This is a genomic window from Alkaliphilus peptidifermentans DSM 18978, from assembly GCF_900101495.1.
Classification (GTDB): domain Bacteria; phylum Bacillota; class Clostridia; order Peptostreptococcales; family Natronincolaceae; genus Alkaliphilus_C; species Alkaliphilus_C peptidifermentans.
In genome coordinates, this window is sequence record NZ_FMUS01000017.1 from 43,151 (window position 1) to 56,383 (window position 13,233).

At 32.9% G+C, this 13,233-nt stretch carries 12 protein-coding genes and 1 riboswitch; of the genes, 8 read left to right on the forward strand and 4 right to left on the reverse strand.

The annotated features are described in order from the left end of the window. Window positions 1-130: 130 nt before the first annotated feature. From BLP68_RS12605 to BLP68_RS12630, 6 genes are all read left to right on the forward strand, one after another. The gene (locus BLP68_RS12605; RefSeq protein WP_091544153.1) at window positions 131-502 is read left to right on the forward strand and encodes a NusG domain II-containing protein; all 372 of its coding nucleotides are present in this window, start codon (window positions 131-133) and stop codon (window positions 500-502) included. Beyond that, a complete protein-coding gene (locus BLP68_RS12610; protein ID WP_091544155.1) occupies window positions 499-1,068 on the forward strand; it encodes a Gx transporter family protein in 570 nt (189 codons plus the stop codon). The genes BLP68_RS12605 and BLP68_RS12610 overlap by 4 nt, the downstream gene beginning before the upstream one ends. A 192-nt stretch (window positions 1,069-1,260) precedes the next feature. Beyond that, on the forward strand, window positions 1,261-2,199 hold the full coding sequence (locus tag BLP68_RS12615; protein WP_091544158.1) for an alpha/beta hydrolase: 939 nt from the start codon (window positions 1,261-1,263) through the stop codon (window positions 2,197-2,199). A gap of 109 nt (window positions 2,200-2,308) precedes the next feature. After that, window positions 2,309-3,688, forward strand: a complete 1,380-nt coding sequence (locus BLP68_RS12620) for an MATE family efflux transporter (RefSeq protein WP_091544160.1) — start codon at window positions 2,309-2,311, stop codon at window positions 3,686-3,688. Between the two features lie 255 nt (window positions 3,689-3,943). Continuing rightward, the gene (gene ybaK / locus BLP68_RS12625) at window positions 3,944-4,423 is read left to right on the forward strand and encodes a Cys-tRNA(Pro) deacylase (protein WP_091544163.1); all 480 of its coding nucleotides are present in this window, start codon (window positions 3,944-3,946) and stop codon (window positions 4,421-4,423) included. 112 nt (window positions 4,424-4,535) lie between these two features. Beyond that, on the forward strand, window positions 4,536-5,159 hold the full coding sequence (locus BLP68_RS12630; RefSeq protein ID WP_091544166.1) for a TetR/AcrR family transcriptional regulator: 624 nt from the start codon (window positions 4,536-4,538) through the stop codon (window positions 5,157-5,159). A 73-nt stretch (window positions 5,160-5,232) separates the two neighbouring features. Here BLP68_RS12630 and BLP68_RS12635 read toward each other — a convergent pair whose 3' ends face one another. Further along, the gene (locus BLP68_RS12635; protein ID WP_330389160.1) at window positions 5,233-6,963 is read right to left on the reverse strand and encodes an ABC transporter ATP-binding protein; all 1,731 of its coding nucleotides are present in this window, start codon (window positions 6,961-6,963) and stop codon (window positions 5,233-5,235) included. A gap of 150 nt (window positions 6,964-7,113) precedes the next feature. Beyond that, window positions 7,114-8,031: a sensor histidine kinase gene (locus BLP68_RS12640; RefSeq protein WP_242876984.1), complete on the reverse strand. Its 918-nt coding sequence runs from the start codon at window positions 8,029-8,031 to the stop codon at window positions 7,114-7,116. Between the two features lie 322 nt (window positions 8,032-8,353). Here BLP68_RS12640 and asnB point away from each other — a divergent pair, with 322 nt between their 5' ends. Continuing rightward, window positions 8,354-10,195 carry an asparagine synthase (glutamine-hydrolyzing) gene (gene asnB, locus BLP68_RS12645; RefSeq protein WP_091544171.1) on the forward strand — a complete coding sequence of 614 codons (1,842 nt, stop codon included), beginning with the start codon at window positions 8,354-8,356 and terminating at the stop codon, window positions 10,193-10,195. Window positions 10,196-10,267: 72 nt separating this feature from the next. Here asnB and BLP68_RS12650 read toward each other — a convergent pair whose 3' ends face one another. Together BLP68_RS12650 and BLP68_RS12655 are read right to left on the reverse strand one after the other, a co-directional pair. Continuing rightward, window positions 10,268-11,497: an MFS transporter gene (locus BLP68_RS12650; protein ID WP_176759019.1), complete on the reverse strand. Its 1,230-nt coding sequence runs from the start codon at window positions 11,495-11,497 to the stop codon at window positions 10,268-10,270. Between the two features lie 69 nt (window positions 11,498-11,566). Continuing rightward, window positions 11,567-12,628 carry an ArsR/SmtB family transcription factor gene (locus tag BLP68_RS12655; protein ID WP_091544175.1) on the reverse strand — a complete coding sequence of 354 codons (1,062 nt, stop codon included), beginning with the start codon at window positions 12,626-12,628 and terminating at the stop codon, window positions 11,567-11,569. Window positions 12,629-12,800: 172 nt separating this feature from the next. Between BLP68_RS12655 and BLP68_RS12660 the strand changes: the two genes are divergently transcribed. Next, entirely contained in the window at window positions 12,801-13,097 is a 297-nt protein-coding gene (locus BLP68_RS12660; protein ID WP_091544178.1) for a cupin domain-containing protein, read from the forward strand. A 59-nt stretch (window positions 13,098-13,156) separates the two neighbouring features. Then, window positions 13,157-13,220: riboswitch (Fluoride riboswitch) on the forward strand. Window positions 13,221-13,233 lie beyond the last annotated feature (13 nt).

Sequence of the window (13,233 nt, forward strand, 5' to 3'; positions counted from 1 at the left end):
GGTTTCAATGATCAATACATTGTAACCATTTGGTATTTAAATATTTTCAATAATGGATTAAGTGAATTAATAGAAGAAGCAAGGAAAATATGCAAACACTATTATAGATACCTCTAGGAGGTAATAAGAAATGAAGAAAAGAGATATACAAATTATTATGGTATTACTTTTTGTAGCAATAGTGGCACTTGTTACGGTAAGAGTAGTGGGACAAAACGATAGTGCTGATAGCTACGTTAATATTAACGTAGGTGAAAATGAATATAAAAAGGTATTACTCAGTGAACCCCAGACTGTAATTATTAACATTGATGGTAAGTATAATGAAATCAAAATTGATGCCAATGGTGTTTTGATGCATGATTCCAATTGTGAAAACAAGGACTGCTTACACCAGGGAGAAATTACATTGGAGAATATAAGTACACGAATTATGGGTGGATGGATTATTTGCCTGCCCAACCATGTCTCCATTGAATTGGTGAAAGGAAGGGATGAATGAATACAAAGTTGATAGCGAGATTTGGATTATTAATTGCAGTTGCACTGGTGTTAGGCTATTTTGAAAGATTTATTCCAATTGCATCTGGATTACCAGGAGTCAAATTAGGACTTGCCAACACTGTTTTGTTGTATGCTCTATACCTTATGAATGTCAAAAACGCCTTTGGCCTTATGCTAATTAAGGTATTGATGAGTGGCCTACTTTTTGCTGGAGTGAATGGAATGTTATACAGCTTTGCAGGTGGTTTGTTAAGCTTGAGTATGATGGTGTTGATTAAGCGACTTGAAAATGTGGGGATTGTCGGTGTCAGTGTAATTGGTGCTGCCTTTCATAATGTAGGTCAGCTAATGGTTGCTAGTATGGTTGTACAAACCAAAGGAGTAATATTTTATATGCCGATACTATTGGTTTCAGCAATTATTACCGGTACACTAACTGGTATTATATCAAAATATGTATTTAAGGGACTGTCAGCCGCTAGTCTTCATCCTTCAAGGCTTAATAGTAATGAAATAGGAGTTACAAATGAGTATTTGAAAAAGCATTCAACAAAATATCTTTAAAAAAAGCATGCCTAGAAAAATTACTGATTTAACTAATAATTAAAATGAATAATAACGTTAAATTCACATGAATTTAGCGATTTTTTTATGGAATTCTATTTTGATGTACTTATATAATTTTTATTTATTAATATTAATGGTATTATATAAGAAAAAAAATAATAGGTAATATATTAATTTAGGGGGATAAAAATGATGGTCAAAAACTTTTCGTTAGACTCCAAAGATGGACATAGAATTTTTGCTAAAAAGTGGCTTGTTGAGAATAAACAACCAAAGGCAATAGTTCAGATTGCCCATGGGATGGCAGAGCATAAAGAGAGATATGACAGCTTTGCTAAATTTCTTAATAGAGAAGGATGTGATGTATATGCAAATGATCATAGAGGCCATGGGGAAACAGCAGGAAACATAGAAAATCTAGGATATTTCGCAGAAGATGAGGGCTGGAGCAAGGTAATTGCAGATATGAATCAGCTTACTACTATTATAAAAGAGGAAAATCCTAACATACCTGTTATACTTTTTGGACACAGTATGGGGTCATTTCTAACAAGAGGATACATTCAAGCCTATGGTACTGACGTTTCTGCAGTGATTCTTTGTGGTACAGGAGGGAGTCAGGGAATATTAGGTGATATTGCTGTATTACTTGCAAAACTAGAGGTTAATAGATTAGGAAAGAGAAATAGAAGTAAAGTAATGGATAAGCTTCTCTTTGGAAGCTTTAATAAAGCCTTTAAGCCTAATAGGACAGGATACGATTGGTTAACCAGAGATGAAAAACAGGTGGATAAGTATATAAAGGATAAGTATTGCGGTGAAATAGCCACTGCTGGATTTTATTATGATTTACTTAAGGGTATTAAAGAGATTAATAAAAAAGGAAACATGCAAAAAACACCTAAGAAACTGTCAATGCTTATTATTTCGGGAGATAATGATCCAGTAGGCGGAAATACAAAGGGTGTAATGGAGGTTTACAATAGCTACAGGAAATTAGGTATGGAAAATATAAGCTATAAATTCTATGAAAATAGCAGACATGAAATTTTGAATGAAATAAATAAAGAAGAAGTTTATAACGATATTGCTAGATGGATTAAAAATTTATTTGAAGTAAACCTTTAGCTATGAGTCAGTTTTTTACTGACTCATTTTTTTAAAGACTCTTGTGTTTATACCCACTAAAAAAGTATAATAGTAACGGTGATAATAAATTTGAAATGAGGGGTATTAGATGGTCAGAAGTAGTTTAACAGAAGGAAGTATATCAAAGGCATTAATTAAGCTGGCTCTTCCCATTATGGGAACATCCTTTGTTCAAATGGCCTACAATCTTACTGACATGATGTGGGTAGGACGTCTGGGCAGTCTTTCTGTGGCAGCTGTTGGCACAGCAGGATTTTTCACTTGGTTTGCAATGGCTCTTATATTTATATCAAAAATAGGCGCAGAGGTGGGTGTAGCTCAATCTGTCGGTAGAGAGGATATTGAATCTGTAAAGAAATATGTTAAAAGTGCTATACAAATAAATGTGGTTTTAGCATTAATCTACGGTAGTGTTTTAATATTATTAAGAAATCCCCTAATTGATTTCTTTAATTTGGGAAATCAAGATGTAATAGATAAAGCTAAGTCATATCTAATAATCATTGCATGTGGAATGATTTTTAGCTTTATGAATCCAATTTTCACAGCCATCTTTAATGGTTATGGAAATAGTAAAATTCCCTTTGCAATTAATACAGTTGGATTAATAACTAACATGATTTTAGATCCTTTACTAATATTTGGTGTAGGCCCATTACCAGCTTTGGGAGTGAAGGGTGCTGCATTAGCTACTGTATTTTCTCAATTGGTGGTTTGTAGCTTATTTATATATTTTATAAAGAATAATAGGGTGCTATTTTCGAATCTTAATCTGTTTAAGTCAATTGATAGGGTGAAAATAAAAGAGATAATGACCCTTGGACTTCCGGTAGCACTTCAGAATGGACTATTTACCATTTTTGCTATGTTTATTGCTAAGATTGTTGCTCAATGGGGACCAACACCAGTTGCTGTTCAGCGGGTGGGTAGCCAAATTGAAGCTATCTCATGGATGACAGCAAGTGGATTTGCTACAGCCTTAAGTGCCTTTACCGGGCAAAATTTTGGTGCTAAGAAAATGGATAGAATATATAAAGGCTATTTTAGTGCCATCTTATTAGTAAGTGTAGTTGGTATCTTTGCAACTGTTCTCTTTATATTTGGAGGCAAGCAAATATTTGCACTGTTTTTGTCGGAGGAAGAGGCCTTAAGGCTAGGAATTGTTTATTTAAGGATTTTGGCATACTCACAGCTGTTTATGTGTCTTGAAATTACGACATCAGGGGGCTTCAATGGCCTAGGAAAAACTATTCCACCATCAATTGTAGGCATAGTGTTTAACTTCCTACGGATTCCTGCCGCCATAATCCTATCATCTATAGATAGTCTAGGATTAGATGGTGTGTGGTGGAGCATTAGTATGTCCAGCGTTTTTAAGGGAATTATATTAACTACATGGTTTGTAATTGTACTAAGCAGGCAACAATCAAAAATAAAGGATCAATCACTTCAACCATTGAAGATATAATAAAAGTGTAAACAAAACAGCATGTTCTATTTTAGTAACTTTACCGATGCTCTTTATAAGCATCGGTTTTAAAATATAATAATTTCTCAGGATATGAAGGTAATTGTGAAGATAAATAGAATTATATAAATAAAAAATGTGGTGTATTGCCCTATACTTTATTGTGAAGACTAGAAACAAATTTGACTTCAAAACAGAAAAAATTATTAAATAATTAATAAAGAATACTAGTATTGATAAATGGGGGATAAAAAGATGAAAAAAACCAACGCTGGACGTATTCTTGACAAACTAAAAATATCTTATAAGCTCCTTCAGTACGAGGTGGATGAGAATGATTTAAGTGCTGAAAATGTAGCAGGAAAGCTTCAAATACCATTAGAACAAGTTTTTAAAACCTTAGTTTTAAGAGGAGATAAAACCGGTATTATAATTGCATGTTTACCTGGTGGAGCAGAGCTAAATTTAAAGTTATTAGCTAAGCTTAGTGGAAATAAAAAGGTAGAAATGATATCTATGAAGGAGATTCAAACCATAACAGGGTATATTCGAGGAGGAGTTTCTCCAATAGGTATGAAGAAGAATTATCCAACCTACATTCATGAAAGCTGTGTTGAATTTTCCACTATTATGATGAGCGCAGGGCAACGGGGGTTGCAAATACTCTTATCACCCAAAGATTTAATAGCTATAATAGATGCTACATTAGGAAATATAATAGTAGAAGATATCTAATATGTACTTTCAAATAAAAAAAACATTGAGATAATTATTAAATAATTGTATAATATGACTAAGCGGTCATATTATTTTTATTAATACAAATAACAAGAATAGGTGATAAATTATGCCAAAAAACACTTTCTTTAACCTGCCAGAGGAGAAAAAAGATAGAATTATAGAAATAGCAATAGATGAGTTTTCAGAGCATGACTATCATAAGGCCAGCATATCAAGAATTGTAAAAAAAGCGGAGATAGCTAAAGGGAGTTTTTATCAATACTTTGAAGATAAAAAAGACCTATATAAATATATTTTATTAACTGCTGGTGAAAAGAAATTCTCTTACCTTACACATTTAGTAAGTAGCGTTACTACTATGGATACCTTTCAAATTTTGAGGGAGCTATATAGTGGAGGTGTTATTTTTGCAAAGGAGAACCCAAAGCTTGCGATAATAGGGAACAACTTTGTGAAAAATAACGATGCAAATTTTAAAGAGGAAATGCTGGGGGAATCTACGCAAAAAAGCAATGCTTTCCTAGGTAGTATTTTAGCTAAAGGAATTGCTGCAGGTGAAATTGACCCTGAAATTGATGTAGAATTTGTTTCCTATATATTAACTACTTTAAGTATGTCAATAGGAGAATACTTCATAAAAGAAATGCAGACTAATGATTATAATGATATGATAAATTTGTCAGATAAGATGATTTACATTATTGAAAATGGCATAGCAAAAAAGAATTAGATATAAAAAGCAAAATCCAGTAAACCGTTAGTATAGAATAGATACTTAGGGATACTGGATTTTTAAGTAATTTTTATGTTGCCATTTCATTAAATTGTGCTTTATATAACTTGGAATATACCCCAGATTCACTAATTAAGGAATCGTGATCTCCCTCTTCAACAATACCCTCTTCAGTTAAAACCATTATTCTATCAGCATTTCGAATGGTTGCCATACGGTGGGCTATTACAAGTGTTGTACGGCTTTCTGCCAATTTTTCAAATGATTCCTGTATTACCTTTTCTGTTTCATTATCAAGGGCAGAGGTTGCTTCATCGAGAATTAAAATTGGTGGATTTTTAAGAAAAATCCGTGCTATAGATAATCTCTGTTTTTGTCCCCCAGAAAGCTTTACTCCACGTTCACCAATGTAAGTGTCGTAGCCCTTTTCTAAAGACATAATAAACTGGTGGGCGTTGGCCATCTTACTGGCCTCAATAATTTCTTCAGCACTTGCACCAATCCTGCCATAGCTGATATTATCCCTAACAGTACCTGAAAAAAGGAAGACATCCTGTTGTACTATTCCAATATTCTCTCTTAATGAGCGTTGTGTCATTTTACGAATGTCGATACCATCGATTAAAATAGCACCCTTATCAATTTCATAAAATCGTGGTATAAGACTGCAAAGTGTGGTTTTACCAGCTCCAGAAGGGCCCACAAAGGCCACAGTTTCACCGGTTCGTATATTAAGATTAATATTTTCCAATACAGTACCTCTATTGTTATAGCTAAAGGTAACATTGTCCAACACTACATTTCCCTTTAATCGACCAACAGCAATTGCATCCTTATTATCAATGATATCTGGGTCTATATCCAATGTTTCTAGGAAACGATTAAAGCCTGCCATACCTCTTTGATAATTTTCCACCAAAGCAGTTATTCGTCTGATTGGTTGAAGGAACATAGAAACGTAAAGCAGAAAGCCAACTAAATCACCAACGGATAAGCGATCATAGTAAATAAATAAGCCACCTGCTATTAATACTAACAAATTTATAGCATTAGAAAAGAAATTTATGCCAGAGAAAAACTGAGCCATAACCTTAAAGGCATTTTCTCTTGAAAGTCTAAAATTATCGTTTCCAACAGAAAATTTCTCCTGTTCATACCATTCATTTGTAAAGGATTTTACCACACGAACTCCAGAAATACTATCCTCTACCTGTGCATTAATATCAGCTATCTTTAGGCGCATATCCTTAAAGGCAAGCTGCATACGCTTATTTTTCAAAATAGCAAAGCATATCATAACCGGAACCATAGCAAATACAATGAGGGTAAGCTGCCAGTTTACTGTCAGCATTATGATGAAGGAACCAACTAAAGTTACCGTTGCAATAAAAAGGTCCTCCGGTCCATGATGGGCAAGCTCTGATATTTCGTTAAGATCATTAACTAATCTAGACATAATATGGCCTGTTTTTGTGTTGTCAAAATAGTTAAAAGAGAGCTTTTGCAAATGGGCAAAAAGGTCTTTACGCATATCATGCTCCATTCGTGCTCCTAAAACATGCCCCCAGTAATCAACTATATAATTAAGTATGTAACGTACTATATACATTAATAGCATTCCAACACCAATTATAATAATTAGGTTAAGGTTTTTATCAGGAATAACATCATTAATGGTCCAACGGGCCACCTGTGGGAAAATAAGATCTAGTATTGCCATAAGGAATGCACATCCAAAGTCTAAACAAAAAAGTGGCAGATGGGGTCTGTAGTATTTTATAAATCGTCTTATCATGATCATCACCTTTTTATAGTTTTTTTCGATTGTCTAACGAATTTATTATATCATAATATATTTGTTTGAAAACTAGTTTTATTTTCACAACATAAAAAAAAGAATCAAAAAGATTCTTATCAAACAGATTCCTATTATTTATGCAAAAAGTCTATCCTATAGCTTAGTATATATGTCTGAAAACTCAATGTTTATTCTTTCGATTCTTCCTTCAGATGAAGCCTCAAATACCTCCTCTGCAATTTTGAAATCATCATCCAAAGTTTTTATTGGAAGGGTGATAATAAACTCGCTTCCTTTTCCATATTCACTATTAATTAAAATATTTCCACCATGAAGCTCAACAAGGGATTTCACTAAAGATAATCCAATTCCACTTCCTTGATGATCCTTTGTTAGACCCTTATCAACCTGCTTAAAGCGTTCAAAAATTGTATTTAATTCTTTTGACGGAATACCAATTCCTGTATCTATCACCGATATAGTAACTGATTCATAATTACCCCTAACCTTAACATGTATAGTACCATTTTTAGGAGTAAACTTTAATGAATTTGACAATAAATTAAGCATAATACGTTCTATTTTATCAGGGTCACAGGCTATAATCTGTTCCTTTATAGAGCTATCAAAGTGAAGATGTATTGATTTATTCTCAATATATTCAGCAACAGACATAGTAATATCTTCAACCAAACTAACTATATCAAAATTACGCAAATCTAATTTTAGAAAGCCAGAATCTATTTTCGATATATCAATAAAATTGTTAATAAGCCTTAAGAGCCTATAGCAATTTTGCTTCATTATATGTATATATTTATGGCTGGTCTGTTTTTTATCCTCAGATAATGAGTCATTAAGAAATAGATTGAAAAGCTGGAGAGTAGAATATATAACATTTAATGGCGTTCTAAGGTCATGGGAAATATTTGATAAAAACTCTGTTTTCATCCGGTCCTGAGTAAGTATTTCATTCAACAAAAGTTCCTTCTCCTTCAAAGCTGCTTCTAAGCTTTTTATAGCTTGTTGATTGTATGAACTATTTGACTTAGACTTCATAGCAACTGACATAATTATTCCCACCATTTCATTAAGAAATAATTGACATAATATTCGGAAAAAACATGCTACTATTTTAAACATTCTATAAATGTTAATTGTTTCCTTCTTATTATACAAATTAGTGTTCGACTACTTTCAGTGAAAAACTGTATATTTTCATATATGCTGTAGAGTTTTGACTAAATTATGCCATATTATACATTAGTCAGTTTTTGTACTAATTTGATTACAATAAGAATAATATTAAATTTTAGAGACAAATATCAACAATAGTATTTTTACATATGCTAAATATATGGGAAAAAGCTATTGTTTAAAAGGAGATGAGAATATGTGTGGTATAGCTGGATGGATTAATTTAAAGGAGGACTTGACTGATAAAGTTAAGGTTATCGAAACCATGACAAATACATTATCAAAAAGAGGACCCGATGCTTTTAATATCTATAAAAGTAAAAATTGCTTGTTAGGACATAGGCGACTAATAGTTGTTGACCCAGAAGGTGGGGGGCAACCCATGATACGTAAGGTGGAGGATAGAAGCTATAGTATTGTATATAATGGAGAGCTATATAATACAGAGGTAATAAGACGAGAATTGCTAGACAAGGGGTATCATTTTAAGTCCTACTCCGATACTGAGGTTTTATTAATGTCTTATATAGAGTGGGGATTTGATTGTGTTAAGAAGCTAAATGGAATTTTTGCCTTTGGCATTTGGAATGAATATAAAAAAGAGCTATTTATGGCTAGAGATCGTTTAGGGGTTAAGCCGCTATTTTACTCCCAGATAAATAATAATTTATTTCTGGCATCAGAAATAAAGGCAATATTAGCTAATCCAGTAGTAGAACCAATAATTACAAAGGACAGTATAATGGAATTGTTTGGTTTGGGGCCAGCAAGAGCACTTGGAAGTGGTGTGTTTAAAGACATATTTGAAGTACCACCTGCCTATTTTTTAATATATAATGACGACGGAATTAAACTAAAGCAATATTGGCAATTAGGAAGTAAGCCACATACCGATGATTTTGATACCTCTGTAAATAGAGTAAAGGAGCTATTGGTGGATGCAGTTGAAAGACAGCTAATATCTGATGTTCCTGTCTGCACCTTTCTATCGGGAGGCTTGGATTCCAGCTGTATATCTGCAATTGCTGCCAAGTCCTTTGAAGGGAAAGGGAGGGGAAAACTTAACACCTATTCTGTAGACTACTTAGATAACGATCACTATTTTAAGCCCAGTATATTTCAACCCGATTCAGATATAAGCTATATAAAACAAATGAGCCAGTTTATAGACTCTAACCACCATTCTATAACCATCGATACTCCGCAGCTGGCCGATGGATTATATGAAGCTGTTAAGGCCACTGACTTACCAGGAATGGCTGATGTAGACTCATCCTTATACTTGTTTTGCAAGGAAGTTAAAAAAAGCTCTACAGTAGCTTTATCGGGGGAATGTGCAGATGAAATATTCGGTGGGTATCCTTGGTTTACTAGGGAAGAATTTATTAATGCAAATACATTTCCATGGTCACAGGCAATAAAAGAAAGAAAAGGTATACTATCAAAAGAATATGTGAATCTCCCTATAGAAGACTATGTCCATCATCAGTACCAAAAGACCTTAAGAGATGTTCCCAAGCTTGAAGGAGAGACTTTAGAAGAAGAACGAATTCGAGAGATATTCTACTTAAATCTCAAATGGTTTATGGTAACTCTATTAAATAGAAAAGACAGAATGAGTATGGCAAACGGACTAGAAGTAAGAGTTCCCTTTGCTGATCATTGGTTGGTTGAGTATGTATGGAATATACCCTGGAATATGAAATACCATAATAATAGAGAGAAGGGAATATTGAGAGAAGCTCTTCAAGATATACTACCTCCTGAGATAATAAATAGGAAAAAGAGTCCCTATCCTAAAACCCATAATCCTTCCTATTTAAAGGTAGTACAGAGCAGGCTAAGTAAAATCATTAAAGATACGAATTCTCCTCTTTTGCAGCTTATTGATGGAAATAAAGTGAAAGAAATAATAGAATCTGATGGAAAAGCATTTGGTAGACCCTGGTTTGGCCAATTAATGACAGCACCACAGTTAATGGCATACTTAATTCAAGTCGATATTTGGATGAGAGAATACAATGTAAAAATACAGTAAGGAATATTAAACAGCACTTTCTTCAAAATCAAAAGTGCTGTTTTACTATTTTGCTATTTAAAATTTAGGATCTCAAACTGTTTCAATTTCTGTAGGCTTTGCATTAAACCTAAGAATTCCTGGTGATACAATAATGGCAACTAGTGAAACTAATAGTCCAGAAAATAATAGAGTTGTTGGAATAGGTAAGAGAGTTAGAATAAATGTGCCAAACATTGTACCCAATGGTACAGTTATGCTTAGAAGCATACCAATTAAGCTGATTACTCTACCAAGCTTCTCCTTAGGAATCATCTTTTGATATAATGTTCCTATTCCGATGGTTGCTATACTTACCCCAAAGCCCATTACAGCAGCAACAATAAGCAGAGCAAAGTAATTATTAGTAAATAAGCCCAAGGCTATTAAAGTTAGACCCTGTACAGATATACCGAAAATTGTCATTTTGAATATGTCCTTAAAAATATTAGCTAATACTGCAAAAGTACCAATTAAAGCACCTATAGAAACTAAAGAAAAAATAATGCCTAGCCCTGTTGAACCAACTGTAAGTATTTCAGAGGTAATAATTGTTATATACACGTTTAAGGGAGCTAAAAAGAAATTAATAAAAATTCCTGCAAAGACTAGTAATAGTAGACCTTTATTTGATAGGGTGCACTGTAGACCCTCTTTAAAGTTAGCCATAAAGCCTTCATTATTTGTTTTTGAAACTATCTTAGGAACTTTAATAAAGCATTCAGAAAAAGCTGATAGAAGGTAAGAGATACCATTTATCAAAACTAAAAGCCACATATCTGCAAATGCAATCATTACACCTGCTAGGGCAGGGCCTATAATATTAGTGATTTGACTACTGAGCTGAGATAATGAATTTGCTTTAGGTAAATCCCTATCATCAACAATAAGAGGTATACTTGCAGTTATTGCAGGGCTAAAGAAGGCAGTAATGGAAGCGACTATTACAATAAATAGGTATATTATATTAAGAGATTGGTTACCTGATAACAATAAATAAGCTAAAAATACCATAGATAAACCATTAAGTAAATCAGAAAGTACTATAATTTTTTTCTTGTCGATTCTATCAGAAAGAACACCAGCTATAGGGGAAAATATAATAGTAGGTAGTGTATTGCAAAGAACACTTATTCCTAATGCAAGGGGAGAGCCTGTTAACTGATAGATATACCACATCATTGCAATTGCATAGAATCGGTCGCCAAGCTTTGACACGCTTTGACCAATCCATAAAAGCATAAAATTATAATTTTTAAATACTGATGGAATTTTGAAACTCATTTTTATACCTCCTATATATTTAGCATTATACATTCTATTAATATCGAATGTTTCTTTAAAAAAATAACATCATGTTAAAAATTCACCTGCTCTATCCAGTATATATTTAATACTTTCTTTATTCACCTCATAATAGACTTTGTTTTCAATGCGTTTAGATGTGATAATACCTAAGGATAAAAGCACAGAAACATGATGGGCCACAGTGGAATTGGATAGATTTAGTTTTTGTCCCAATTCATAACCATAGCTTGGAGTGGTATTAAGTATACGAATTATTTTTATACGATTTTCATCAGATAATGCCTTTATTGAATCAATAAGTTTTGCATCGTCTATAGGTTCCTTAAACTTAATATCGGGTCTCCTGGTGCCATAAAGAAATATTAAGGCTTCAATTTCTGCATAGTATGAAAATAAGCCAGCAGTTAAGTAATAATACGATGGAATTAAAACTATTTGCTTTAAGTCTTTAAACTGACTAAAATCTATATCACAAAAAGAATTAATTTTAGTCTCGATATCATTTGTAAGTATTACTTTCATCTGCTCTATACTTTCTTCATGAAGCTTTGAAATAAAATCCATTTGTTTAATAAAATACTCTTCATAAAAGCTTCTAATCAGATTAATTAGACGTCCTTTTGTGTTATCAGCATCATGATACATAAAGAATAGCTTCCATTTCTCAGCTTCAGGTAGATTTCTACCTTTAATGAAGTCCATAACCGCATCAGGACTATTAAGAGACCAAATAATTTCCTTCATACGGAGGCTTTCACCATAGCCAGTAGCAAAAAAAGATCTAACTAAATCTAGTGATGGTGTAGACTCCAAAAGTTGAATAAAGGAATCAATACTTTTATATATGTTTTTTTCCCAGCTATAGGAAACCAGTATCATGGCTAAATAACTCTCATAATTAAAGAAGATTTCCAGATCTCTTTTCATATCCGCTGACATAGATTTTCTGGTTTCATGAACCCATTGCTCTAATTCATCAGGCATATACTTATGATATTCATGATTTTCGGGAGTTAATTCTTCGTGGCATTGTATCCTTAGCATTGCAGCCAGTAGATCAAACACAGGAGATGTCTCAAGATAAATATTCTCATAATATGGCTTCATAGGATACCTCCTTCTATATATATCGAATGTTATGTTCTATATATATATTAATATGATAAAAGGATGATTTTGTCAATAGTTTTTAGAAAATATAATCATTTTGCATTATGTATCTATTATAGTAGGTTTCATGGTATAATTTAAAAAAATCTTTATTTGAGGTGTTGTATTAATGAGTAAAATTAAAGTAATTAAAATAAAACAAAAGGATGCTAAAGAATTAGGTATAGAAAGCTGGAACAGATGGCAATGCGATGTCAGCTCATTTGATTGGGAGTACCCAGAAGAAGAAACTGCATATATATATGAGGGTGAAGTAGTCGTTACTACAGATGAAGAAAAGGTACATATAAAAGAAAACATGCTGGTGATTTTTCCAAAGGGTCTGAAATGCCATTGGGAGGTAAAACAAAAAATTGATAAGGTATATACATTTCATTTCAATGAAGAATTATTAGCTAAGCTATAGAAAAATCAGATAAGGCTATTGAAAAATATAATTATTTCCATTACAATGGTATATGTACTAAATTTATAGGTGATGGAGTTCGCCTTCAACTACTGTCAAACAGTTAATGACTCCTACAAAGCATTTGTTTTGTAGG